This is a genomic window from Sandarakinorhabdus sp. AAP62 (assembly GCF_000331225.1).
Classification (GTDB): Bacteria; Pseudomonadota; Alphaproteobacteria; order Sphingomonadales; family Sphingomonadaceae; genus Sandarakinorhabdus.
The window spans coordinates 155,702-180,589 of sequence record NZ_ANFY01000009.1 but is presented as its reverse complement, the minus strand read 5'-3'; the positions used below and the strand labels follow the sequence as shown (position 1 = coordinate 180,589).

Here is a 24,888-nt window from a genome sequence, read left to right as displayed (position 1 = left end):
GCCCCTCATGAAGCGCATTCTTGCCCTGTTTGCCGGTGCCGGCCTGATCGCGGTGATTGCCGTTGCCCAGCAGGCCAGCCCCAAGGCCGAACGCCCGGCGTCTGATCCGTCAGATGGGGCGGGCAGCGCCTATGCCGTGGGCGGCATCGATGTGGATGTGACGGCGAAAACGGTGGACGATGCCCGCCGCGCCGCCTGGACGCAGGCCATGCGCCGGGCCTGGCCGAAACTGTGGGCGCGGCTGGCAAACCGGCCCGAAGCCGAGGCGCCACGGCTTTCCGATGGCCAGATCGACAGCATGGTTGCCGGCATCGAAAGCCAGGGCGAGCAATTTTCGGCCACCCGCTATATCGCGCGGCTGGGCGTGGTGTTCGATCGCAGCCGGGCGGCCGACTATGTGGGCGGCGCGGCCAGCCTGCAATCGCCGCCGATGCTGCTGTTGCCGCTGCTGGTGGATGGTGGCGCCGCGCAGGTGACGCAGACCCGCACCGCCTGGCGCGATGCCTGGGGCCGCTGGCAGGGCAATGTGACGCCGATCGATTATGTGCTGCCCGGCGGCACCGCGGCCGACAATCTGTGGCTGAGCGCGGCGCAGGTGCGGCGCAGCGATCCGGCCGGCTGGCGCAGCATCATCACGAGGTTTGACACGGTGGATGTGCTGGTCGCCGAAGCGCGGTTGACCCGCCAATATCCCGGCGGGCCGATCCGCGGCCTGTTCATCGCCCGCCATGGCGCCAGTGGCCAGGAACTCGGCCGCCTGGCGCTGCGCGTGGGCAGCGAGGCCGGGCTGGCGCGGCTGCTGGATGAAGGGGTGAAGGGCATTGACGGCTTTTATGCGCAGGCGCTGCGCGAAGGCCGGCTGCGTGCCGATGCCGATCTGGCGATTGATGTGGGCGCGATCATCGCGGCAGATGTGATGATCGGCACGCCGCCGCCTGATGTGACCACGCTGATGGTTGCCGCGGTCACGCCCGACAATGCCAGCCTGGCCGCAGCCGAGCGGCTGCTGCGCGGGATCGCTGGTGACGTGATGATGGCCCAGGTGGCGGTGGGCGGTACCAGCCGCGCCGAAGTGGCCATGCCCGGCGGTGAGGCTGCGCTGCGCGAGGCACTGGCGGCGCGGGGCTGGGGGCTGGAACGCGTTGGCAGCGAACTGGTGCTGCGCAGGCTGACAGCGGCCCCGCCACCCGCGGCAGCAGCCGCCCCGCCCCCCGCGGCAGCAGCCGCCCCGCCAACGCCGTGAGCCGGCTCTGGTGATTGAGGCGCCTGAACCGGCACTGCCGCTGGCCTGGCCGGTTGATCTCAGCCCCGATCGGCTGGCCATCACCGAAGCCAATCGCGCCGCGGCAGCCTGGCTGGCAGCACCTGGCCTGTGGCCGGTGCCGGTGACGCTGGTGGTGGGCCCGGCCGGCAGCGGCAAGACCCACCTGGCGCGCTGGTTTGCCGCCCACAGCCAGGCCATGGTGATCGAAAACGCCCAAGGCGAAGATCCGGAACGCCTGTTCCACGCCTGGAACGCCGCCAGCCGCGAAATGCCGCTGCTGCTCACCAGCCCGCTGGCCCCGCGCGACTGGGGCCATGGCCTGCCTGATCTGGCCAGCCGGCTGGCCGCCACGCCGCTGGTGCGGCTGGGGGAACCGGATGACGAACTGCTCGCCGCCGTGCTGACCAAGCTGTTTGCCGAACGCGGCATCAAGGTGGGCGATGATCTGATCCGCTGGCTGGTGGTGCGCATCGAACGCAGCCTGGTGGCGGCACGGGCTGCTGTTGACGCGCTGGATGCCGCCGCACTGGCCCGCCGCCGCGCCATCACCATCCCGCTGGCCCGCGAAGTGGTGGACGGGCAGGGCGAATTCGGCTTCTGAACGCCGCGTCCCTCTACCCAGAAGGCGCGTTGCGGGCTAAGGCTGTGGCGATGCCCACCACCGCCGCCACCCCGTTTGTCGCCGCCGCCCTTCCGGCCAGCGAGCGCTATTTCAACCGCGAGCTGTCGTGGCTGTCGTTCAACGAACGCGTGCTGGCCGAAGCCATGAACCGCGCGCACCCGCTGCTGGAACGGCTGCGCTTCCTGTCGATTTCGGGCAACAACCTCGATGAATTCTTCATGGTCCGCGTTGCCGGCCTGCGCGGCCAGGTGCGGGCCAATATCGATACGGTGAGCGCCGAAGGCATGACCCCGGCCCAGCAGCTGGTTGCCATCGCCGAACAGGCCGATCACCTGATGGAGGAACAGCAGCGGGTGTGGAGCCTGCTGACCAGAGAACTGGCGCGCACTGATTTTCACGTCGTCACTGCCGGCAAGCTCAGCAAGGCGGAGCGCGACTGGCTGCAATCGCATTTCCTCGATCAGATCTTCCCGGTGCTCACGCCGCAGGCGATCGATCCGGCGCACCCGTTCCCGTTCATCCCCAACAAGGGGTTTTCGCTGATCCTCGAATTGCGCCGCCAGTCTGATGATGAACTGCTGCGCGCCCTGTTGATGCTGCCGGCGATGCTGCCGCGCTTCATCCGTCTGCCCGGAAAGGCGGTGCGCTGGATCAGCCTTGAAAACACCATTCGCGCCTTCTTCGATCAGTTGTTCCCCGGCTATGCTCTGGTGGGCGATGGCGCATTTCGGGTGATCCGCGATTCCGATATCGAAGTGGAAGAAGAAGCCGAAGATCTGGTGCGTTTCTACCAGACGGCGCTGAAGCGTCGCCGCCGCGGTGAGGTCATCCATCTCACCATGGAGGAAAACGCCCCGCCCGGCCTGCTGATGCTGGTGAAGAGCCAGTTGGGCGTGGATGAGCGCGACACCATCCTGGTTTCGGGCGTGCTGGGCATCAATGATCTGGCGCTGCTGGTGGAGGAAGACCGGCCCGATCTCAAGTTCGAGCCGCACACGCCGCGTTTCCCGGAACGCATCCGCGAACATGGCGGCGATTGCTTTGCCGCCATCCGCAGCAAGGATCTGGTGGTTCACCACCCGTACGAAAGCTTTGAAGTGGTGCTGGCCTTCCTGCGCCAGGCCGCGGCCGATCCGGATGTGATCGCCATCAAGCAGACGCTGTATCGCGCCGGCAAGAACTCACCCATCGTGCGCGCCCTGATCGATGCGGCCGAGGCTGGCAAATCGGTGACGGCGGTGGTCGAGTTGAAAGCCCGCTTCGACGAGGAACAGAATATCCGTTGGGCCAGCGAGCTGGAGCGCGCCGGCGTGCAGGTGGTGTATGGCTTTGTGGAATGGAAGACGCACGCCAAGTTGAGCATGGTGGTGCGGCGCGAAGGGGCGGCGATCCGCACCTATGTGCATTTCGGCACCGGCAATTATCACCCGATCACGGCGCGCATCTATACCGATCTGTCCTTCTTCACCGCCGACCCCTTGCTCGCCCGCGATGCGGCGCAGGTGATGAACTACATCACCGGCTATGTGCAGCCCACGAAGCTGGAAAAGCTGGCGATGGCGCCGCTGGCCATGCGCAGCCGGCTCTATGGGCTGATCGACGAGGAAATCGCCCACGCCCGCGCCGGCCGCCCCGCCGCCATCTGGGTGAAGCTGAACAGCCTGGTGGATGCCGGCATCATCGAGAAACTCTATGAAGCCAGCGCGGCCGGAGTGGAGATTGATCTGATCGTGCGCGGCATCTGCTGCCTGAAGCCGGGCGTGCCCGGGCTTTCGGACAATATCCGGGTGAAATCCGTGATCGGGCGTTTTCTGGAACATAGCCGCATCTGCGTGTTCAGCGGCGGGCATGAATTGCCCAGCCGCCATGCACGCGTGTTCATTTCGTCCGCCGACTGGATGCCGCGCAACCTTGATCGCCGGGTGGAGATCATGGTGCCGATCGAGAACCCGACCGTGCACGCCCAGGTGCTGAACCAGGTGATGCTGGCCAATCTGAAGGACAATCAGCAGAGCTGGGAACTGGGAGCCGATGGCCGCTACACCCGCGTGGTGGACGACCGCGAAGAGCCGTTCAACCTGCACCGCTATTTCATGACCAACCCCTCGCTTTCGGGGCGTGGCCAGATGAAGGACGCGAAGGCCGTGCCGGTGCTGATGCTGCCGGATGAAGACGAGGATCTGAGCGAGCAGAGCGATGCCGCCGGGCTTGCCTGAACCCGTGCTCAACCTGGCGCGCAAAGTTGGCCTGAGCCCGGCACCGGCTGGCGATGACCGCTGCGCCATCATCGACATTGGCAGCAATTCCATCCGGCTTGTCGTCTATCACGGCCGCACCCGCATGCCGGAAACCATGTTCAACGAAAAGGTCATGGCCGGGCTGGGGCGGGGCATCGCCGCCAATGGCCGGTTGAGCGACAATGCCATGGATGTGGCGGTGGCCGGGCTCCGCCGCTTTGCCGCATTGGTGCGGGCAATGGGCGTCATGAACGTCCGCACCGTGGCCACCGCGGCAGTACGCGAGGCGAAGAACGGGCCGGCGTTCATCAACCGGGTGGCGGCTGAATGCGGGCTGGCGATCGAGGTGATCGATGGCGAGGCCGAAGCGCGCGGTGCCGCCATGGGGCTGGTGTCGGGCATTCCCCTTGCCGATGGTGTGGTGGGTGATCTGGGTGGCGGCAGCCTGGAACTGATCCGGGTTTCGGGCGGCGAGATGGGCAATCGCATCAGCCTGCCGATCGGTGCGCTACGGCTGGACGCGGTGCGCAAGCGCGACCGCCGTGCGCTTGGCCCGTTCATCGCCAAGGCGCTGGACAAGGTGGACTGGTCCGGCGAGGGCAAGGGCAAGCCCTTCTACATGGTGGGCGGATCGTGGCGGGCGCTGGCGCAGATCCACATCTGGATGACGGGCCATCCGCTGCCCATCGTCCACCAGTATGAAATGCCGGCAACCGCGCCGGGCAAATTGTTTCGCAGCCTGTCGCACACCGAACTCGCCACGCTGAAGGCGGTGCCACATCTGTCCACCTCGCGGTTGCCGTCGCTGCCGGGCGCGGCGATGCTGCTGGCGGCGGTGGTGAAGAAACTGGGATCGTCCTGCGTCATTGCGTCGGGCTTCGGCCTGCGCGAAGGGCTGCTTTATGCCGATCTGTCGCCGCAGGATCAGGCGCTCGATCCGCTGATCACCGCCGCCAGGGCGGAAGGCGCGCGCCAGGGCCGCTTTGCCGAACATGGCGACATGTTGTTCGACTGGATGGACCCGCTGTTTGCTGACGAGCCGGCCGGGGACCGGCGCTTGCGGCTGGCGGCATGCCTGCTTTCCGATATCGCCTGGCGCGCTCATCCGGATTTCCGCCCGGAACGCGGTGTGGACGTGGCGCTGCACGGCAATTGGGTGGCAGTCACCGCCGCCGAACGCGCGGCGCTGGCCTGCGCCCTGCACTATTGCTTCGGCGGCGATCCGGAAGCGCCGGTAATGAATACCCTGATCGCACTGGCGCCAGTGCCGCTGCTGGTGCGCGCTCGTGCCTGGGGGCTGGCGCTGCGGCTGGGCCAGCGCCTGACCGGCGGCACGGCCGTAGGCCTGGCGGCGAGCCGGCTGGAACGCCATGGCGACACGCTGCTGCTGCGGCTGGGCCAGCCGCAGGCCGATCTGGCTGGTGGGGACGCCGTGCAGCGCCGGTTGAAACTGTTGGGCAGTGCACTCGGGCTGAGCCCGCAGCTGGAAATGGCCTAATCGCCGCTCAACTGGCTCATCTTGAGCTTGCCGTCAGAGACGGCAAAACCCAGCCGGCCTTCGACCAGCGCCAGGGCATCGGCGCCAAAAATATCGTGCCGCCAGCCCTGCAGCATGTCGAGCCCCTCGCGCTGGCCGGCGGCGAGCAGTTCCAGATCATCGGCGCGCACGATCAGGCGCGGCGCCACGCCGGCTTCCTTGGCGCGAATCTTCAGCAGCAGCTTGAGCAGATCGGCGATCAGCGCGCCTTCGCTTGACAGGCCGGGCCGCTGCGGTTCGCGCGCCGGCATTTCGTCGGCTTCCAGCGGCGCTGCGTCTTCCAGCGCAGCCATCAGCCGGGCGCCGATGGCATTGCCGCCCCACGCCGCCGACAGCCCGCGCACCTTGGCCAGATCGGCCTGGCTGCGCGGCGGGGAGGAGGCGAGATCGGCCAGCGTTTCGTCCTTCACGATGCGGCCGCGCGGCACATCCTTGTCCTGCGCTTCCAGTTCGCGCCAGCGCGCCAGCGCCTTCAGCCGGCCCAGCACATCGGCCTTGCGGCTGGGCAGGCGCAGGCGCAGCCAGGCGCGTTCCGGATCATTGGCATAGGTGGCGGGATCGGACGCGCGCGCCATTTCATCGTCCAGCCACTCACCGCGGCCGGTGCGGCGCAGCTTGTCCACCATCCGGGGGAACAGGCGGGCGAGGTGGGTGACATCGCCAATGGCATAATCGATCTGGCGATCGTTCAGCGGCCGCCGCGCCCAATCGGTGAAGCGGGCGCCTTTATCCACCTGGATGTTGGCATAGGCCGCCACCAGGTTGGTGTAGCCGATCTGTTCGCCCAGCCCCAGCGCCATGGCGGCGATCTGCGTGTCGAACAATGGCTGCGGTGTCTTGCCGGTGAGATTGTAGATGATCTCCAGATCCTGGCCGCCGGCGTGGAACACCTTCAATACCGGTTCTTCCACCAGCAGCTTCAGCAGCGGCGCCAGATCGAGATCGGGGCTCTTGGGGTCGATGGCGGCGGCTTCGTTCGGGCAGGCAACCTGCACCAGGCACAGATCGGGGTAATAGGTGCTCTCGCGCATGAACTCGGTATCCACCGCGACAAAATCGGCGGTGGCCCAGCGGGCACAAAGTTGTTCGAGAGTCGCGGTGTCCGTCACCAGCGGATGAATCAGCATGGCGCCCGTTACACCCAATCTCGCCGCTTGACAAAGCGGTGAATGACGTGTGCTAGCCGCCCTTCAAAACAAAGTTGCCGGATCGCGGGATATATGCACGCTTATCGCTCTCACACTTGCGCCGCCCTGCGCGCCGCCGATGCCGGCCAGACGGTTCGCCTGTCGGGCTGGGTGCATCGCAAGCGCGACCATGGTGGTGTGCTGTTCATCGATCTGCGCGATCATCATGGCCTGACCCAGATCGTTGCCGGCCCGTCGTCGCCGGCGTTCCCGGTGCTGGACAAGATCCGGGTGGAATCGGTCGTCACCATCACCGGAGAGGTCGTGCTGCGCGATGCCGGTGCGATCAACGCCCGCCTGCCCACCGGCGAAGTGGAAGTGCGCGCCAAGGATATCGTGGTGCAATCCACCGCCGATGAGCTGCCGATGCCGGTGGCGGGTGAAGCCGAATATCCCGAGGATATCCGCCTGAAATATCGCTTCCTCGATCTGCGCCGCGACCGGTTGCACCAGAACATCATGCTGCGCAGCCAGGTGATCGCCTCGCTGCGTCGCCGGATGATCGATCAGGGCTTCACCGAGTTCCAGACGCCGATCCTCACCGCATCGAGCCCGGAAGGCGCGCGCGATTATCTGGTGCCCAGCCGTGTGCACCCCGGCAAATTCTATGCGCTGCCGCAGGCGCCGCAGATGTTCAAGCAGCTGCTGATGGTGGCCGGCTTTGATCGCTATTTCCAGATCGCGCCGTGCTTCCGCGATGAAGACGCGCGGGCCGACCGCAGCCCGGGCGAATTCTACCAGCTCGATTTCGAAATGAGCTTCGTCACCCAGGAAGACGTGTTCGCGGCCATCGAACCGGTGCTGGCCGGCGTGTTCGAGGAATTCTCCGGCTTCGGCGGCCGCGATCCGTGGAGCGTCACCAAGGGGGCGTTCCCACGCATTCCCTATGCAGAATCGATGCTGAAGTACGGCAACGACAAGCCGGACCTGCGCAACCCGATCATCATCAGCGATGTCGGCAGCCACTTCGTCGGTTCGGGTTTCGGCCTGTTCGCCAAGATGGTGGAAGGCGGCAACGTGGTGCGCGCCATCCCGGCCCCGGGCACCGCCGACAAGAGCCGCAAGTTCTTCGATGACATGAACGAGTGGGCGCGCAGCGAAGGCTATGCCGGCCTTGGTTATGTCACCCGCAAGGGCGGCGAGTTCGGCGGCCCCATTGCCAAGAACCATGGCGAAGCCGGCATGCTGGCGCTGTATGAGGCGCTTGGCCTTGGCCCCGATGACGGCTGTTTCTTCGCCGCCGGCAAGGAAGCCCAGGCCGCCAAGCTGGCTGGCCTGGCGCGCACCCGCATCGGCACCGAATTGGGCCTGATCGAGCAGAACGCCTACAAATTCTGCTGGATCGTCGATTTCCCGATGTTCGAATATGACGAGGACGCCAAGAAGATCGACTTCAGCCACAATCCGTTCTCGATGCCGCAGGGCGAGCTGGAGGCGCTGGAAACCCAGGACCCGCTGACCATCAAGGCCTATCAGTACGACATCGTGTGCAACGGCGTCGAACTGTCGTCGGGCGCGATCCGCAACCACCGGCCGGACATCATGTACAAGGCGTTCGAAATCGCCGGCTACACCCAGGAACAGGTGGACGCGAACTTCTCCGGCATGATCAATGCCTTCAAGTTCGGCGCGCCGCCGCACGGTGGTTCGGCGCCGGGCGTGGATCGCATGGTGATGCTGATCGCGGACGAGCCCAACATCCGCGAGGTGATCGTCTTCCCGATGACGCAGAAGGCCGAAGACCTGATGATGAACGCGCCGGCGCCGGTGACGCTCAAGCAACTGCGCGAGCTGCATATCCGCATCGTGGACTAAGGGTTCACCTCTCCCCGCCGGGGAGAGGTGATTGGTCTTGCACTGGTGCATCCGTGCGTTAGCGTGGCTATCCATGAGCCCGCACAATCTCGCCGATTTCGAAGTCGATCATGATCTGCCGCGCGGCGATTATGAAGCGCAGCTGGAAGCGTTGCAGCACCGGCTGGAGCTGATCCAGGCCGCCTATATCATGCAGGGCCTGAAGGGCATCGTGGCCATCGAAGGCTGGGATGCATCGGGCAAGGGCGGGCTGGTGACGCGGATGAACGCGACGCTTGATCCGCGATTCTGCAAGGTCTGGTCGATCGCGGCGCCCACGCGTGAGGAGGCGGCGCGGCATTATCTGTGGCGCTTCTGGCAGCGCCTGCCCGGCAACCGCGAAATCGCCGTGTTCGATCGCACCTGGTACGGCCGGGTGCTGGTGGAGCGGGTCGATGGCTTCACGCCGGAACCGCGCTGGCGCGAGGCCTACGAGGAAATCAACGATTTCGAGGCCCTCCTGCTCGCCGATGGCGTGCGGCTGGTGAAGATCTTCCTGCACATCACGCAGGATGAGCAGGACAAGCGGCTGGAAGAACGCATCAGGACGCCGTGGAAACGCTGGAAGACCGGCGCGGATGATTACCACAACCGGTCTCGGCGCGCGGCCTATCTCGAGGCCTATGAAGACATGTTCCGTTCATGCTCGCCGCCCACCGCGCCCTGGCATGTGGTGGCCGCGAACGACAAGAAATGGGCACGGGTGCGCAGCCTGGAACTGATCTGCGAAGCGCTGGGCGCCGGCGTTGATCTCAGTTGGCCGGAGCCGGATGCAGAACTGGTGAAGATTGCCGAAAAGGCACTCGGCAAGAAGCTGGTTTAGCCCCCGGCATCAGCCCGGCGTGCTCTTGCCCAGCCACTCGCTCAGCCGGTTGGGGCCTTTCGTGACCGCATGATCGGGATAGAGCGTTTCGTAGACCACGGCATTTTCCAGCACGCGTTGCACATAGTTGCGCGTTTCGGAGAAGGGGATGCTCTCGATCCAGTCGAGGATATCGCCGTTCCGGGGATCGCCGTTCTGGGCAATGAAGCGCCGCACATTGCCTGGCCCGGCATTATAGGCCGCCACCGCCAGCGGCGCCGAGCCGCCATAGGCACCGCGCAGCCGTTCGATGAAACCGCTGCCCAGCGTGACGTTCCACACCGGATCCTGTGTCAGCCGGCTGGCTGGGCTGGCGGGCAGGCCCATCTTCTGCGCCTGTTCGGCGGCGGTTGCGGGCACCAGCTGCATGAGGCCAAGGGCATTGGCACTTGAGCGTGCCGTACGGTCGAACTGGCTTTCCTGCCGGGCGATGGCGTGGATGATGGCGAAGCGCGAAGCCAGGCTTTCGGGCAGCGGCAGCACCGGGAAGGCGGCGGAGATCAGCGCCAGCTCCGCCGTGCCGCGGGCGGCCTTGCCGGCGTGCACACCCGCATCAGGGCGATTGAGTGGCCCGGCCAGGCCAGCCACCAACGCCGCACGCAGCGGGGTTTCGGCGGTATCGGCAAGTTGCTTCAGGAAGATGGTTTGCCGGCTGCGATCGACGTCGGCGAGGGCATAGAGTGCGCGTACCCGGCTTTCGGCGCGGAAATTGCCGGCGGCTGTGGCATCAACGGCGGGCAGCGGCCGGCCCGCCAGCGCCAGCGGCTGGCCCAGTCGCTCGCTGGCCAACTGGCCATAGAAATAATCCGGGTGGCGGGCAGCAGCGGCGTAAAATTGCCGGGCCAGGGCCTGCTGGCCGGCGGCTTCGGCAGCGCGGCCGGCCCAGTAATCGCCGCGGGCCTGGCTGATCGGCGATTGCGCCACGGCGCGGGCCGCGCGGAAATGGATCATGGCCTGGGCGGGCTGGTTCAGCTTGCGCAGGGCCAGCCAGCCGGCCAGCCATTCGCTGTCGAGCAGATGGGCGCGCTCGGCCAGTGGGCGCGTTGACATGCCGGCGGCGTCCAGCCCGTGCCCGGCCAGCACGGCCCGCGCCCGCTCGCTGTTTCCAGCCCGCCACAGCGCCCGCCCGATATCGAGCCGTGCCTTCAGCCAGCTTTCCTGGCCCAGCGTCAGCGGCCCGCCGGAAACGCGCGCCGTGGCGTTGCCCGCCAGCATCGCATGGCCCTCGGCGGCGCGGCCGCTGCGGATCAGCCACTGCGCTTCGTCCAGCACCAGCCCGGCTTCGCGGCGCAGCCGTTCCGGCACCACGCCCAGCCGTGCCGCCACGTCCGGCGCGCCGCGTTGCACGGCGATCCGTGCCAGCGCCCACAGGCGGGTATCGGTGTCGACACGGGCCAGCATGCGGCCGGCCGGCGTGATGCGATTGGCCCACAACAGCCGGTCCATGCGGCTGGCATGATCTTCGGGGCGCAAACGGTCGCCAAAGCGGGCCAGCAGGCGGGCTTCCTGCGCCTCGTCCAGGCCGGCCGAATCCCAGGCATCGCGCGCCCAGCTGGCGGCGGCGGCTTGGCCAGTGGCCGCCAAGCCTTCCGCATAACGCCATTTGCCTTCGGCGGTGAGTGGCGGCACCTTGCCGAAGTGGCGCACGATCTGATCAGCAGGCGTTGCATCCGTGATGCTGCGTTCGGCCAGCCGGCGGATAGTGGTCGCCGCCGGCCAGTCGCCATGGCCAGCCAGGAAGGCGGCATAGTCGCTGAAACTTGCCTTGTAGGCCTCGCGCCGCAGCCGGTCCCACGTCACCACTTCTTCGAGCACGGCAACCGTCTGGCCGCCCGTCAGCGGTGCGCCCGACAAGAGGGCAAAGCGCCCGCTTTCATTGTCGGCCAGTCGCGCCTGATAACGGGCAATGGTGGCGGCATCGAGCGATTGGGCAACGGCCGGCACCGCCAGGCAGAGGCTGGCCACTACGGCAATGCTGGACAGGGCGGCCCACCCGCTTCTATTGCGCTCACTGTGCATGCCACCCGTGATAGGGTGCGGCAAAGGAACAGGCAATGAATGGACTCACGCCAAAAGGCTCAATTCCAGCGCTGGTCACGCCGTTCAAGAACGGTGCGGTGGATCTTGATGCCTTTGCGGCCCATGTCGAATGGCAGATCAGCGAAGGCAGCCACGGCCTGGTGCCGGTGGGTACCACAGGCGAATCGCCGACGCTGGCCAATGACGAACATTATGCCGTGATCACCGCCTGCGTTGAGGTGGCGAACAAGCGCGTGCCGGTGATCGCCGGCTGCGGCAGCAACGATACGCGCACGGCGCTGGCGCATCTGGCCCATGCCGAGAAAGTGGGCGCCGATGCCGCGCTGATCGTCGTGCCCTATTACAACAAGCCCAGCCAGGCCGGCCTGATTGCGCATTTCACCGCCCTGCACGATGCGACGACGCTGCCGATCATCCTCTATAACGTGCCGGGGCGCACCGTCGCCGATATCAGTGTCGAGACGATTGCCGCCCTGGCTCGGCTGCCGCGCATCATCGGCGTGAAGGATGCCACCGGCAATATTGCCCGCGTTGCCCAGCAGCGTCTGGCCTGCGGCCCGGATTTCATCCAGCTTTCGGGCAATGACGATATGGCCATTGGCTTCAACGCCCATGGCGGGGTGGGGGCGATTTCGGTGACTGCCAATGTGGCGCCGCGGCTGTTTGCCCAACTGCAGGAAGCCACGCTGCGCGGGGATTATGCTGCTGCCCTCGCCATCAACGATCGCCTGCAGCCGCTGCACGCTGCCCTGTTCAGCGATTCTTCGCCGGGCCCGACCAAATATGCGCTGCACCGGCTGGGCCGCATGTCGCCTGAAGTGCGCCTGCCGATCATCGAACCGTCGGCGGCATCGAAGGCGGCGGTCGACGCCGCACTTGTGCACGCTGGCCTGGTGTAATGGCGCGGCCAAAGCCTGAAATCGGGGTGAAAGCGAAGACCGTCGCCGAGAACCGGCGCGCGCGTTTTGAATATTATATCGAGGACGTGGTGGAAGCCGGCATCATGCTGACAGGCACCGAAGTCAAATCGCTGCGCAAGGGCCAGGCCAGCATCGCCGAAAGCTTTGCCGAGGTGAAGGATGGCCAGATGTGGCTGATCAACGCCACCATCCAGGAATTTTCCCACGGCAATATCTTCAATCACGAACCGAAGCGGCCGCGCAAATTGCTGATGCACGCGCGGGAAATCGAAAAGATGGAAACCGCCGTCAGCCGCCAGGGCATGACGATCGTGCCCTTGACGCTCTATTTCAACCGCACCGGGCGGGCCAAGATCGAGATTGCGCTGGGCAAGGGCAAGAAGCTGCACGACAAGCGGGAGACGTCGAAGGAACGCGACTGGCAGCGCGACAAGGCGCGGCTGCTCAGGGATCGCGGCTGAGGGAGCGGGACTGATGTCGCAGGGGGACGGCAACGGCGGCAGTATTCGGGACAAGCTCGTCGCCATCAAGCAGGCCTGGGCGCAAAGTGGCCGCCTGCTCACCGGCAAGGCTGATCCCGATCATGCCAACCGCCTGCCGCCCGGCCAACGCCTCGTCACCAATTGGCCGGTGCTCGATCTGGGGGTGAAACCCGATATCGCCAGGGCCGATTGGCGGCTGACAGTCGATGGCGCCGTGGCCAACCCGATCACATGGGATTGGGCGACGTTCATGGCCCAGCCGCAGGTGGAGGACGTGTCCGACATTCACTGCGTCACCCAATGGTCGCGGTTTGACAATCGCTGGCAGGGCGTCGCCACCAGCCAGTTGCTCAGCGTGGTGCAGCCCTTGCCGCAGGCCAATGTCGTCGTGCTGCACGGCGCGGATGGCTACACGACCAATGTCACGCTGGCGCGTTTTGCGGGCGATGATTGCCTGATCGCCCACGCCCACGACGGGGTGCCGCTCTCCCGCGACCATGGTGGCCCAGTGCGGGCGATCATCCCGCGCTGGTATTTCTGGAAGTCCGCCAAATGGCTGACTCGCATCGAGGTTCTGGCCGTGGACAAACCGGGCTTTTGGGAGCTACGAGGATATCACAACGACGGCGATCCCTGGACGGAGCAGCGCTATAACTGAACCCACTGCCCCTGCCGCCGTGAACGACTGGATGAGCTTCAAGCCCAGTCCGTCTGCCTGGCCTGCGCCCTATGCCGAAGGGCTGGCGAGCCCGTGGATCGGCTCGCTGCTAATGAACCTGCCGATTGCGGTGGCGCTGCTCGATTCCTCGGGCCGCATCGTCACCGGCAATGATGCCATGCAGGCCACGGCCGGTACCGGCTGGCGCCCGGGCATGCGGCCCGAAGCGATGGTGGTGGGCGATGATGCCGGCATGTTGTCGCGCGCGGTGGCCGATGTGCTGGCCGGTGGCGACGCGCAGGTCTTGCGCCTGGCGCTGGCCGAGCGCCCCGATGAAGTGCGCGATATCAACGTGATGTCCACCCCGCCAGGCTATGGCGCTGCGGCCCTTGTCGTCATGCGCGACATTCGCGAGCAGATCAGGCTGGAAGCGCAGGTGGCCGCTGTCACCCGGCTGCAGGCCGTGGGCCAGCTGGCCGGCGGCGTGGCGCATGATTTCAACAATCTGCTCACCGCCATCCTTGGCCATGCCGAACAATTGCTGGAACGTTTTCCCGAACCCGGCCCCGAACATGATGCTGTGGTGGAAATCCTGCACAACGGCAAGCGCGGCGCCAATCTGGTCGCCCAGTTGCTGGCCTTTGCCCGCCAGCAGCCGCAGAACCGGCAATTGCTGTGCGTGCGCGAATTGATTCAGGGACTGCGGCCGCTGCTGGTGAAATTGCTCGGCCCGGCGATCGAACTGGATATCGCCGCGTCGCCGGGGCTGTTCTACGTGCGCGCCGATCCCGGCCAGCTTGAACAGGTGATCGTCAATCTCGCCGTCAACGCCCGCGATGCCATGGAAGGCAATGGCCGGCTGGTGATCAGCATCGCCGATGTGCTGCGCCGCGATGTGTCCGCGCTCGGCCACGCCATGATGCCGGCCATCGATTTCGTGTCCATCGATGTTTCCGATACCGGCAGCGGCATCCCGCCCGATATTGCCGCCAAGATTTTCGAACCCTTTTTCACCACCAAGCCGCAAGGGCAGGGGACGGGGCTGGGCCTTTCCACCGTCTATGGCATCGTCAAGCAATCGGACGGCTATATCTTTGCCAAGCCGGGGCCTGGCGGGCGCGGCACCACCTTTTCGCTCTATCTGCCGGGCCGGCCGCAGCCGGCGGCCGTCGTGGCCGATCGCGCCGTGGTGGAAGTGCCGCCCGAACCGATCGCGACCGGCCGCCGCGTGCTGCTGGTGGAAGACGAACCGTCGGTGCGGGCGGTGTTTGCCCGCGGGCTCGAACGCAAGGGCTGTGTGGTCACCACCGCTGGCGATGCCATGGTGGCGCTGGCCATATTGCGCGACGGGCAGACCTTTGACGTGCTGGTTTCCGATGTGATGATGCCCGGCATCGACGGGGTGGAACTGGCCTTCGAAGCGGCGCGCATGTGGCCGCAAATGGGCATCGTGCTCATGTCGGGCTATGCCGAACTGCCGCGCCACCGCGAAGCCGATGCCCGCGGAATCCGCTTTCTGGCCAAGCCCTTCGCACTGGCCGAACTGGTCGCCGCCATCGCCACGGCACAGCCCCTGAAGAGCTGAATCTGATAAATTCGCCGACGCATGTTCTCCTCTTGTTCACCTAGAACAATTGGTGTACATCAAAAGCCGTTGACGAATTTGGATCGCGGCTTCAGGGAAGGGATCGGGTCATGGCATCTGCTCTAAAAGTGGTGGAATCGGGAATGGATCGGCAAAAAGCACTCGAAGCGGCCCTGGCCCAGATTGACCGTGCGTTCGGCAAGGGCTCGGTGATGAAGCTGGGCCAGCGTGACGCGATGGAGGTGGAAGCGATCTCCACCGGTTCGCTCGGCCTCGATATCGCGCTCGGCATCGGCGGCCTGCCGCGCGGCCGTGTCGTGGAAATCTATGGCCCGGAAAGCTCGGGGAAAACGACGCTGGCCCTGCATGCCATTGCCGAAGCCCAGCGGGGCGGCGGCACGGCGGCCTTTGTCGATGCCGAACATGCGCTCGACCCGGTCTATGCCAAGAAACTCGGCGTCAATATCGACGAATTGATCGTCTCGCAGCCGGATACGGGTGAACAGGCGCTGGAGATCGTCGACACGCTGGTGCGTTCCAACGCCATTGATGTGCTGGTGGTCGATTCGGTGGCCGCGCTGGTGCCGCGCGCCGAAATCGAAGGCGAAATGGGGGACAGCCATGTGGGTTTGCAGGCCCGCCTGATGTCGCAGTCGCTGCGCAAGCTGACCGGCTCGATCAGTCGCTCGCGCTGCCTGGTGATCTTCATCAACCAGCTGCGCATGAAGATCGGCGTGATGTACGGCAACCCGGAAACCACGACCGGCGGCAACGCGCTGAAATTCTATGCCTCCGTGCGTCTCGACATCCGCCGCACCGGCCAGATCAAGGATCGGGATGATATCGTTGGCAACACCACCCGCGTGAAGGTGGTGAAGAACAAGGTGGCGCCGCCGTTCAAGCAGGTCGAATTCGACATCATGTATGGCGAGGGCATCTCCAAGATCGGCGAAATTCTCGATCTGGGTGTGAAGGCCGGTGTGATCGAGAAGTCCGGCGCCTGGTTCAGCCACGACAGCATCCGCATCGGCCAGGGCCGCGAGAATGCCAAGAAATATCTGAAGGAAAATCCGGAAACCACAGCCAAGATCGAAAAGATCATCCGGGACAATGCCACCGGCATTTCCGAGGCGCTGCTGGTTGGGCCATCGGCGGAGGACGACGCGGGCGACGACGAGATGTGATCTTCGGTTTCCATCCGAACCCATGAGAAAGGGGCAACCTTGTGCAGGTTGCCCCTTTCTTGTTTCCGAGCTGGGGACCACCACCAGCCTGGCCCGGTTGACCTGGACGGCGCTCATGCGCAATCAAACCGCCTGGAGGACGCGCCATGTCGAACGCCGAGCAGATCGAATATTGGAACAGCAAGGTCGGCGAGACCTGGGTGCTGATGCAGGAGCGGATGGATCTGGCGCTGACCCCGGTCACCACCGCGTTGCTGGCCGCCGCCGCGCCGCAGCCGGGTGAACTGGTGCTGGATATCGGCTGCGGCGCGGGCGAAACCACGCTGGCGATCGATGCCGTGGTGGGTGAGGGCGGCCATGCCATCGGCCTCGATGTGTCCGAACCGCTGCTGGCCCGCGCCCGTGAACGGGCCGAAGCCTTGCTGAGCGAGGCTGAGTTCATCGCCGCCGATGCGGCGACCTGGGCCGAAGAAAGTGGCTTTGATCTGATCCTTTCGCGCTTTGGCGTCATGTTCTTCGCCGATCCAGGCGCGGCCTTCGCCAATCTGCACGGCCTGGCCGCACCCGGCGGGCGCCTCGTCTTTGCCTGCTGGCAGCCGGCCGCGCGCAATCTGTGGGCCACCTTGCCGATGACGGCACTGGCGCATCTGTTGCCCGCCATGCCGCCCAGCGATCCGCATGCGCCCGGCCCCTTTGCCTTTGCCGATCCCGCGCGCGTCGCCACCCTGCTGGAAGCCGCCGGCTGGCAGGATCTGGCTTTCCACAGCCTGCCTTTTGAAATGATGGTGGGTGACGGTGATGATCCGATTGCCAGTGCCGTGCAGTTCAACCTGCGCATTGGTCCGGCCGCGCGGGCGGTTCGCGATGCAGGCATTGGCGATGCCGCCAAGCCCATCCTGGCCGAAGCGCTGACGGCCTTCCTGCAGGATGGCCAGGTGCGGCTGCCCGGTGCGATATGGCTGGTCACGGCGCGGGCCTGACCGTCCGCCGGCTCGGGCCAGGCGATCTGCCCTTGCTGCTGGCCGCACAAGGCGTGTTTGACGACCCGGTCCGTCCCGAGATGGCGCATCGCTTCCTCGACCACCCCGATCACCACCTGTTTGCCGCCATCCACGATGCCGCCATTGTCGGCTTCGTCAGCGCCGTCACCTATCTTCACCCTGACAAGCCCTTGGAATGCTGGATCAACGAGGTCGGCGTGGCTGACGCCTGGCAGCGCCGTGGCGTTGGCCGCCAGCTGCTGCTGACGACGCTGGCTCATGCCTGGTCGCTGGGCTGCGAAGGCGCCTGGGTCCTCACCAACAGCAGCAACCGGGCCGCGCGCGGGCTCTATACAGCAGGCGGCGGTGAGCCGACACCGGCCGCCCGCCACGGCGACGGTGTCATCATGTTCAGCTTTCGCCCCTGAAGCCGGCCTTTACGCTGGCGCTTCACGGCGTTAAGCGCTCAATCCATGATCTCGTCGAACGACATACGCCGCAGCTTCCTCGATCACTTCGCCAAGGCGGGCCACACGGTGGTGCCGTCGGCGCCGCTGGTGCCGCAGAATGATCCGACGCTGATGTTCGTCAACGCCGGCATGGTGCCGTTCAAGAATGTCTTCACCGGCCTCGAGACGCGCCCCTACACGCAGGCGGCCAGCAGCCAGAAGTGCGTTCGTGCCGGCGGCAAGCACAATGATCTGGATAACGTGGGCTACACCGCCCGCCACCACACCTTCTTTGAAATGCTGGGCAATTTCTCGTTCGGCGATTATTTCAAGGAACAGGCGATCACGCTGGCCTGGGATCTCTTGACCCGCGAATGGGGCCTGGACAAGAGCCGGCTGTGCGTCACCGTCTATCACACCGACGATGAAGCCGCCGATCTGTGGAAGAAGATCGCCGGCCTGCCGGAGGAGAAGATCATCCGCATCGCCACCAACGACAATTTCTGGTCGATGGGCGATACTGGTCCCTGCGGGCCGTGTTCGGAAATCTTCTACGATCACGGCGATCACATCCCCGGTGGCCCGCCCGGCAGCCCGGATGAGGATGGCGATCGTTTCGTCGAGATCTGGAACCTGGTGTTCATGCAATATGAGCAGGTTGATCGCGAAACCCGCCTGAACCTGCCGCGCCCCAGCATCGATACCGGCATGGGCCTGGAACGCATCGCCGCCGTGCTGCAGGGCGTGCACGACAATTATGATACCGATACCTTCAAGACGCTGATCGCCGCCAGCGAAGACAAGGTGGGCAAGGCGCTGACCGCCGAAGCCCGCGCTTCGCACCGGGTCATTGCCGATCACTTGCGCTCGTCGGGCTTTCTGGTGGCCGATGGCGTGCTGCCGGCCAACGAAGGCCGCGGCTATGTGCTGCGCCGCATCATGCGCCGCGCCATGCGCCACGCGCATTTGCTGGGCGCCAGGGAGCCGTTGATGCACCAGTTGGTGCCAGCGCTGATGGCGACGATGGGCCAGGCCTATCCGGAACTCGGCCGCGCGCAGGCGCTGATCGAGGAGACGCTGAAGCTGGAGGAGACACGGTTCCGCCAGACGCTGGAGCGTGGGCTGGGGCTGCTGGATGACGCGACCGCGAAGCTCGCCGCCGGCGGCACGCTGCCCGGCGATGTCGCCTTCAAGCTTTATGACACGTTCGGCTTCCCCTATGACCTGACCGAGGACGCCCTGCGCGCGCGCGGCATCGCGGTGGATCGTGCTGGTTTCGATGCCGCCATGGCCGAACAGCGCCGCCTCGCCCGCGCCGCGTGGAGCGGTTCCGGCGAAGCCAAGGACGCCGCAGTGTGGTTCGACATCGTCGAGGCCGAAGGTGCAACGGAATTCACCGGCTATTCCAGCCTGACCGGCGAAGCAAAGGTGGTCGCCCTGGTGAAGGACGGCCAGCAGATCGACACCGCCAACGCCGGGGACAAGCTTGTCGTCGTCACCAACCAGACGCCATTCTACGCCGAAAGCGGCGGCCAGGCCGGCGATGGCGGCAGCATCAGCTGGGGCGACGGCCTCACGTCGCGCGTGGCCGACACGCGCAAGGCGCTGGGCAAGTTGCACCTGCATGACGTGACGCTGACAGCCGGGCCGCTGTCGGTGGGCGATGTCGTGAAGCTGGACGTGGATGCCCCGCAGCGCGGTGCCCATCGCCGCGCCCACAGCGCCACCCACTTGCTGCATGCCGCGCTGCGACGCCGGCTTGGCACACATGTCACGCAGAAGGGCAGTTACGTCGGCGAGGATTATCTGCGCTTCGACTTTTCACACCAGAAGGCGATGACGCCGGCCGAACTGGCGCAGGTGGAAGCCGATGTGAACGCGCAAGTGCTGGGCAATCGCCCGGTTTCGACCAAGCTGATGACGCCGGATGCCGCCATCGAAGCCGGCGCCATGGCGCTGTTCGGCGAAAAATATGGCGAGGAAGTGCGCGTCCTTTCGATGGGGGCCGATGACGGCGGCGACATTTATTCGGTGGAACTGTGCGGTGGCACCCACGCCGAAGCGCTGGGCGATATCGGCCTCTTGAAGATCACATCGGAAAGCGCCGTTGCCAGCGGCGTGCGCCGCATCGAAGGCAAGACCGGCATCGCCGCGCGCGAATGGCTGAACGAGCGCGAGGCGCTGTTGCTGGAAGCCGCCGCCGCCATCAAGGCGCGGCCGGAGGAAGTCCCGGCGCGGCTCGCCACCTTGATCGACGAGCGCAAGCGGCTTGAACGCGAACTGGCTGATGCGAAGAAGGCGCTCGCCCTGGCCGGACCTGCCGGCGCCAAGGCCGGCCCCGAAATGGTCAATGGCATCGCCTTCCAGGGCCAGGTGCTGGATGGCCTTGAGGCCAAGGCCCTGCGCGGCCTGGTGGACGAAGCCAAGCAGGCGCTGGGCAGCGGCATCGTTGCCATCGTGGCGGTGAACGACGGCCGCGCCAGCGTGGCGGTGGGTGTGACCGACGATCTGGTTGGCACGCGATCGGCCGTGGATCTGGTGCGCGTGGCAGCTGCAGCGCTGGGCGGGCAGGGCGGCGGCGGCCGACCCGACATGGCACAGGCGGGCGGCCCGGATGCCGACAAGGCAGCCGACGCGATTGCCGCCGTGAAGGCCGCGCTCGCAGGGTGATGGTCGCAGCGGCGGGGCGCTTGGCCCTGCCGCCACCGCGTTGGATTTGCCCTGCTGCGCCAAACCGGCCTAGGCTCCGGGCCGTGTCCGATGGCGCTCTCATCCTGCTGATCTTTGGCGCCGGCCTGGTCGGATTTGCCACCGAACGCATCCGCCACGATCTGGTGGCGCTGCTGATGCTGGCCGCCAGCGTCTTGCTGGGGCTGGTGCCGGCTGCAGAGGCCTTTGCCGGCTTTGGTGATCCGGCGGTGATCACGGTGGCGGCCGTGATGGTGCTCAGCGCGGCCGTGTCGCGATCGGGCATGCTGGAACGCCTGTTGCGCCCGCTGCAGCCGCTGTTGAGCCGGGAGGCCGGCATCGGCATCGTCTATGCGCTGCTCACCGGGGCGGCATCGAGCGTGATGAACAATGTCGGCGCGCTGGCGTTGCTGCTGCCGGCCGCATTGGGCAGTTGCCGGGCGGCCCATGTGTCGCCCAGCCGGGTGCTGATGCCAATGGCCTTTGCCTCACTGCTTGGCGGGCTGGTCACCATGATCGGCACGCCGCCCAATATCCTGCTGGCCCAGATGCGCGCCGATCTGGGTGGCACGGCCTTTGCCATGTTTGATTTTGCCCGGGTCGGCCTGCCGCTGGCGGTGGTGGGCATCGCGATGACGCTATTGCTGGTGCGGCTGCTGCCGGTGCGGGCGGAGCGGGACGAGCAGCCGCTGAAATTCCGCATTGCCGATTATCTGTTCGAGCTGCGGGTGCCCGATGGCGTTTCCCCCGATCTGACCGTGGAGCGTCTCGCCGCCACCATGCAGGGCACCGACCAGCTGGAGGTGCACGCCATCGATCGCGGCGGCCTGCTGGTGACGGCGCCGCGGGCTTCACGCCGGCTGTTGCCTGGCGACATCGTGCAGGTGGAAGGCCGCGCGGCAGTGGTGGAACAGGCGTTGAACCGATGGGGGCTGCAAATTGTCAGCGAAGCCGAGGACGATCTGCTGGCCGGCGCCTTTGCCGAATTTGTCGTGACCGATGGATCGCCGCTGGCCGGCAACCCGGCGGCCAGCGACATGCTGGCGGGGCAGACGGCGGCGCTGGTGGCGGTGAGCCGGCGCGGCAAGGCCATCGCCGAGGCGTTGGCGGCGCAGGCACCGCAGGCCGGCGATGTGCTGTTGCTGCAGGTGGCTGCCGATCGGGTGCCGGCATTGGCTGCCACCATGGGTCTGTTGCCGCTGGCGGACCGGCCGATCCGGTTGGGGCTGGCCCCGCGCGATCTGTTGCCATTGTTGGCCCTGCTGGCGGCAATTGCCGCGGCGGGCGCCGGCCTCACCTCGCTGGGGTTGGCGTTGCTGCTGGGGGTGATCGTGCTGGCGCTGGCCGGTCGGCTGCCCGCTGACGCCTATCGCGACATTGATTGGCCGGTGATCCTGCTGCTGGCGGCCCTGATTCCGGTGGCCACTGCCTTTGGCCAGAGCAGCATTGCCGGTGAGCTGGCAGCGGGGCTGTCCAATCTGGGCGAAGGCCGGCCAGCCTGGCTGCTGGTGGGCGGGGTGCTGGCGGTGACGATGGCGGTGACGCCTTTCCTCAACAACGCTGCGGCCGTGCTGATCATGGCGCCCATCGCCGCCAGCGCCGGCCAGGCCAGTGGTGTGCCGGTGGATGCCATGCTCATGGCAGTGGGGGTGGGCGCGTCGTGCGATTTCCTTACCCCCATCGGTCACCAGTCCAACGTGCTGGTGTGGGGGCCGGGCGGCTATCAATTCGGCGATTATGCCCGTATCGGAGCGCCGATCAGCCTGATGGTACTGCTGTTGGGCACGCCGCTGATCCTGTGGGCATGGAGTTAGCATGAGCGATTGGGAGGATTCGGCGGCCGCGTGGATCGCCATCCAGGGCGAAAGCGGCGATTTCGGCCGCGTTCATGTGCTGGATACGCCGATGCTGGCGCTGGTCGATGCGATTGCGCCGGCGCGTGTGCTGGATGTCGGCTGCGGCGAAGGACGGTTCTGCCGGATGCTCTGCGCGCGCGGGTTGGCCACCACGGGTATTGATCCGGCCGTTTCCCTGATTGGCCAGGCACAGGCGTTGCATCCTGATGGCGACTACCGCGTGGCGGCGGCCGAATCGATGCTGGTCGAACCGGGTGGATATGATTTGGCGGTCTGCTATCTGTCGCTGATCGACATGCCGGATCTGGATGCGGCGCTGGAACGCATCATCGCGGCCATCCGGCCCGGCGGTCATCTGCTGATCGCCAATCTCACCTCGTTCAACACCGCTGCCGTACATCTGGGCTGGCTCAAGCCGCTGGAGGGCGAGCCGAGCTTTCCCATCGATCATTATCTGGAGGAGCGCCCGCGCCGCACGGCTTGGGCTGGCGTTGACATCATCAACCATCATCGTCCGCTCAAACGCTACATGCAGGCGCTGCTTGGCCACGGGCTGATTCTCACCCATTTCGATGAACCGCCGGCCACGGGTGGGCCGGAGGGCAAGCGTGACCGTTACAACCGGGTGCCGAATTTCCACATCATGATGTGGCGCAAGCCGGCCTGATCGATCAGCGCCGCAGCGTGCGCAGGGGCGGACGCTTGGGCGAGACACCGCTACCCTTGATCTGGGTGCGCAGTTCGTCACGCTTCTCGTGCACCGAAGCGATCACCGGACCCATCGGCACGCCCAGATCCACCAGCACCGCTTCGGCCAGTTGCAGGCTGCTCTCCACGGTTTCGGGCACGGCATCGGTGGCGCCAACCGCATAGAGCGTGCCGGCATGTTCGGCATCGCGGGCGCGCACCACGATGCACAGATCGGGATGGCTGGCCCGGATGCGGCGCACCAGCAGATCGAGCATGCGCATGTCGTCGATGGTCAACACCACGGCGCGGGCCTGATCCAGCTTCAGCCGGTCCAGCAGTTCGGGGCGGCGGGCGTCGCCATAGATCACGCGCTTGCCGGCGCGGCGCAGGCGCTGCACCTCGTCCGGATCACTGTCCACCGCCAGCCACGCCTGGCCGTGCATGTCGAGCATTTGCGCCACCAGCCGGCCAACCCGGCCATAGCCGATGATCACCGTCTGCTGGTCCGCTGTTTCCGGGGCGGATTCCTGTTGGCCTTCGTTGCTTTCCGCTTCCAGCCGGGCGCCGGCCAGGCCCAGCAGCGGCGCCAGCGCGAGGGTGAGCGAGGCGACGGCCAGCGCGGTTTGGGCCGTGCTGCCGCCGATCAGTCCGGCCGACGTGGCTGCCGCCAGCACGATCAGGCTGGTTTCCGATGGGCTGGCCAGCAGCAGCGCGACATGGCCCGCCACACCGCGCCGGCTGCCGCGCAGGCGCAGCAACGCATAGACTGCAGCCGCCTTCAGCATCAGCACCAGCGCCGTGCCGCCCAGCACCGGCCAGGGATCGGCTGCGATGGCCGCCAGATCGAGGCCACTGCCGACCCAGATCAGGAACACCCCCAGCAACAGGCCTTCAAAGGGCTGGATCGCCGCTTCGATCTGGCGGCGATAATCGCTGGTCGAAAGGATCAGCCCGGCCATCAGGGCGCCGACTGCCGGCGACAGCCCGGCCAGTGCCGCCGTCGCCGCAGAGCCGATCAGCACCACCAGGGCCGCGGCCAGGAACAATTCCGATCGCCGGGTGCGCGCCGCCTGCAGGAACAGCGGCGGCACGATCACCCGGGCAAACAGGGCGATGCCGACCAGCGCGCCAATGCCAACGACCAGGCTGCGCCCGAAACTGCCGCCACTGCCGGCGCCGATCAGCAGCAGGATCGGGGCCAGCGCCAGATCCTGGAACAGCAGCACGCCCAGCGCCTTGCGGCCGGCCTGGCTGTTGAGGCGGCCACTGGCCGACAGCAGCTGCAGGCCGACAGCCGTTGAGGACAGCGCCATGGCAAAGGCAATGACCAGCACGGCCATCATCGGTTCGCCCAGCACAACCAGCACCGCCATCATCAGCCCGGCACAGATCAGCAGTTGCAGGCTGCCCAGGCCAAAGATCAGGCTGCGCATGGTGCGGATGCGATCGAGGCTGAGTTCCAGCCCCAATGCGAACAGCAGCAGGGCGACGCCCAATTCGGCTGGTGCAGCAAGTGCCTCGGGATTGGATAATTCCAGCCAGCCCAGCCCCGGCAATTGGCCCAGGCCAAAGGGCCCGGCGGCCACGCCGATCAGGATGAAGCCGATCACCGGCGAGATGCGCAGCGCCGCGAAGGCCGGAATCACCAGCCCGGCGGCGCCCAGCACGAGCACCATGTCCTTGAAGGCCGTGGATTCCAGATTCAGTGCCATGGCGGCACCTTGCGGGAGCCGGCGGGCCTTGTCACCCCGGCAACTGCCCGCACCGCCCGGTTGGTGCGGGCGCAACAGGGA

The 24,888-nt window shown here is 66.3% G+C and carries 19 protein-coding genes; 16 read left to right on the top strand and 3 right to left on the bottom strand.

The features are described 5' to 3' along the window. Positions 1–7 precede the first annotated feature (7 nt). Genes D619_RS0110405 through D619_RS0110390 form a run of 4 tightly spaced genes read left to right on the top strand, consistent with a single transcriptional unit; the run spans position 8 to position 5,621 of the window. Complete coding sequence (locus D619_RS0110405) at positions 8–1,243, top strand: hypothetical protein (RefSeq protein WP_017668529.1); 1,236 nt, start codon at positions 8–10, stop codon at positions 1,241–1,243. Between the two features lie 10 nt (positions 1,244–1,253). Further along, entirely contained in the window at positions 1,254–1,865 is a 612-nt protein-coding gene (locus D619_RS0110400; RefSeq protein WP_017668528.1) for a hypothetical protein, read from the top strand. Between the two features lie 50 nt (positions 1,866–1,915). Beyond that, positions 1,916–4,102: an RNA degradosome polyphosphate kinase gene (locus D619_RS0110395; RefSeq protein ID WP_017668527.1), complete on the top strand. Its 2,187-nt coding sequence runs from the start codon at positions 1,916–1,918 to the stop codon at positions 4,100–4,102. Next, positions 4,095–5,621: a Ppx/GppA family phosphatase gene (locus D619_RS0110390; RefSeq protein ID WP_243442635.1), complete on the top strand. Its 1,527-nt coding sequence runs from the start codon at positions 4,095–4,097 to the stop codon at positions 5,619–5,621. The genes D619_RS0110395 and D619_RS0110390 overlap by 8 nt, the downstream gene beginning before the upstream one ends. Here the strand turns inward: D619_RS0110390 and rnd are convergent. Then, a complete protein-coding gene (rnd, locus tag D619_RS0110385) occupies positions 5,618–6,787 on the bottom strand; it encodes a ribonuclease D (protein ID WP_017668525.1) in 1,170 nt (389 codons plus the stop codon). The genes D619_RS0110390 and rnd overlap by 4 nt on opposite strands. A 93-nt stretch (positions 6,788–6,880) precedes the next feature. Between rnd and aspS the strand changes: the two genes are divergently transcribed. Both aspS and D619_RS0110375 read left to right on the top strand, forming a co-directional pair. After that, positions 6,881–8,662 (top strand): aspartate--tRNA ligase, encoded by a 1,782-nt coding sequence (gene aspS, locus D619_RS0110380; protein WP_017668524.1) that lies wholly within the window; start codon positions 6,881–6,883, stop codon positions 8,660–8,662. 73 nt (positions 8,663–8,735) lie between these two features. Then, a complete protein-coding gene (locus tag D619_RS0110375; protein WP_017668523.1) occupies positions 8,736–9,524 on the top strand; it encodes a hypothetical protein in 789 nt (262 codons plus the stop codon). A gap of 9 nt (positions 9,525–9,533) precedes the next feature. Here the strand turns inward: D619_RS0110375 and D619_RS0110370 are convergent, their stop codons facing one another. Beyond that, a complete protein-coding gene (locus tag D619_RS0110370; protein ID WP_017668522.1) occupies positions 9,534–11,528 on the bottom strand; it encodes a lytic transglycosylase domain-containing protein in 1,995 nt (664 codons plus the stop codon). Positions 11,529–11,617: 89 nt separating this feature from the next. Between D619_RS0110370 and dapA the strand changes: the two genes are divergently transcribed. The 10 genes from dapA to D619_RS0110320 all read left to right on the top strand — a co-directional run bounded on the left by dapA (position 11,618) and on the right by D619_RS0110320 (position 23,072). Beyond that, positions 11,618–12,502, top strand: a complete 885-nt coding sequence (gene dapA, locus D619_RS0110365) for a 4-hydroxy-tetrahydrodipicolinate synthase (protein WP_017668521.1) — start codon at positions 11,618–11,620, stop codon at positions 12,500–12,502. Beyond that, positions 12,502–12,984 carry an SsrA-binding protein SmpB gene (gene smpB / locus D619_RS0110360; protein WP_017668520.1) on the top strand — a complete coding sequence of 161 codons (483 nt, stop codon included), beginning with the start codon at positions 12,502–12,504 and terminating at the stop codon, positions 12,982–12,984. The genes dapA and smpB overlap by 1 nt, the downstream gene beginning before the upstream one ends. 13 nt (positions 12,985–12,997) lie before the next feature. Then, positions 12,998–13,663: a sulfite oxidase-like oxidoreductase gene (locus D619_RS0110355; RefSeq protein ID WP_017668519.1), complete on the top strand. Its 666-nt coding sequence runs from the start codon at positions 12,998–13,000 to the stop codon at positions 13,661–13,663. A 31-nt stretch (positions 13,664–13,694) separates the two neighbouring features. Continuing rightward, positions 13,695–15,248: an ATP-binding protein gene (locus tag D619_RS16365; RefSeq protein ID WP_017668518.1), complete on the top strand. Its 1,554-nt coding sequence runs from the start codon at positions 13,695–13,697 to the stop codon at positions 15,246–15,248. Positions 15,249–15,358: 110 nt separating this feature from the next. After that, a complete protein-coding gene (recA, locus tag D619_RS0110345) occupies positions 15,359–16,432 on the top strand; it encodes a recombinase RecA (protein ID WP_026090938.1) in 1,074 nt (357 codons plus the stop codon). A gap of 146 nt (positions 16,433–16,578) precedes the next feature. Then, complete coding sequence (locus D619_RS0110340) at positions 16,579–17,412, top strand: methyltransferase domain-containing protein (RefSeq protein WP_017668516.1); 834 nt, start codon at positions 16,579–16,581, stop codon at positions 17,410–17,412. After that, positions 17,388–17,840 carry a GNAT family N-acetyltransferase gene (locus D619_RS0110335; RefSeq protein ID WP_017668515.1) on the top strand — a complete coding sequence of 151 codons (453 nt, stop codon included), beginning with the start codon at positions 17,388–17,390 and terminating at the stop codon, positions 17,838–17,840. Before D619_RS0110340 ends, D619_RS0110335 begins: the two co-directional genes overlap by 25 nt. A 45-nt stretch (positions 17,841–17,885) precedes the next feature. Next, positions 17,886–20,531: an alanine--tRNA ligase gene (gene alaS / locus D619_RS0110330; protein ID WP_017668514.1), complete on the top strand. Its 2,646-nt coding sequence runs from the start codon at positions 17,886–17,888 to the stop codon at positions 20,529–20,531. A gap of 83 nt (positions 20,532–20,614) precedes the next feature. Next, positions 20,615–22,363 (top strand): SLC13 family permease, encoded by a 1,749-nt coding sequence (locus D619_RS16360; RefSeq protein WP_017668513.1) that lies wholly within the window; start codon positions 20,615–20,617, stop codon positions 22,361–22,363. Position 22,364: 1 nt separating this feature from the next. Then, positions 22,365–23,072 carry a class I SAM-dependent methyltransferase gene (locus D619_RS0110320; RefSeq protein WP_017668512.1) on the top strand — a complete coding sequence of 236 codons (708 nt, stop codon included), beginning with the start codon at positions 22,365–22,367 and terminating at the stop codon, positions 23,070–23,072. A gap of 4 nt (positions 23,073–23,076) precedes the next feature. Here the strand turns inward: D619_RS0110320 and D619_RS0110315 are convergent, their stop codons facing one another. Continuing rightward, complete coding sequence (locus D619_RS0110315; RefSeq protein WP_017668511.1) at positions 23,077–24,807, bottom strand: cation:proton antiporter; 1,731 nt, start codon at positions 24,805–24,807, stop codon at positions 23,077–23,079. Positions 24,808–24,888: the final 81 nt, after the last annotated feature.

Bases quoted from the DNA above. Each gene is read 5' to 3' on its own strand.
- D619_RS0110405 (WP_017668529.1), top strand. From the start codon at position 8: ATGAAGCGCATTCTTGCCCTGTTTGCCGGTGCCGGCCTGATCGCGGTG.
- D619_RS0110395 (WP_017668527.1), top strand. From the start codon at position 1,916: ATGCCCACCACCGCCGCCACCCCGTTTGTCGCCGCCGCCCTTCCGGCC.
- rnd (WP_017668525.1), bottom strand. From the start codon at position 6,787: ATGCTGATTCATCCGCTGGTGACGGACACCGCGACTCTCGAACAACTT.
- aspS (WP_017668524.1), top strand. From the start codon at position 6,881: ATGCACGCTTATCGCTCTCACACTTGCGCCGCCCTGCGCGCCGCCGAT.
- D619_RS0110375 (WP_017668523.1), top strand. From the start codon at position 8,736: ATGAGCCCGCACAATCTCGCCGATTTCGAAGTCGATCATGATCTGCCG.
- dapA (WP_017668521.1), top strand. From the start codon at position 11,618: ATGAATGGACTCACGCCAAAAGGCTCAATTCCAGCGCTGGTCACGCCG.
- smpB (WP_017668520.1), top strand. From the start codon at position 12,502: ATGGCGCGGCCAAAGCCTGAAATCGGGGTGAAAGCGAAGACCGTCGCC.
- D619_RS0110355 (WP_017668519.1), top strand. From the start codon at position 12,998: ATGTCGCAGGGGGACGGCAACGGCGGCAGTATTCGGGACAAGCTCGTC.
- D619_RS16365 (WP_017668518.1), top strand. From the start codon at position 13,695: ATGAGCTTCAAGCCCAGTCCGTCTGCCTGGCCTGCGCCCTATGCCGAA.
- recA (WP_026090938.1), top strand. From the start codon at position 15,359: ATGGCATCTGCTCTAAAAGTGGTGGAATCGGGAATGGATCGGCAAAAA.
- D619_RS0110340 (WP_017668516.1), top strand. From the start codon at position 16,579: ATGTCGAACGCCGAGCAGATCGAATATTGGAACAGCAAGGTCGGCGAG.
- D619_RS0110335 (WP_017668515.1), top strand. From the start codon at position 17,388: ATGGCTGGTCACGGCGCGGGCCTGACCGTCCGCCGGCTCGGGCCAGGC.
- alaS (WP_017668514.1), top strand. From the start codon at position 17,886: ATGATCTCGTCGAACGACATACGCCGCAGCTTCCTCGATCACTTCGCC.
- D619_RS0110320 (WP_017668512.1), top strand. From the start codon at position 22,365: ATGAGCGATTGGGAGGATTCGGCGGCCGCGTGGATCGCCATCCAGGGC.
- D619_RS0110315 (WP_017668511.1), bottom strand. From the start codon at position 24,807: ATGGCACTGAATCTGGAATCCACGGCCTTCAAGGACATGGTGCTCGTG.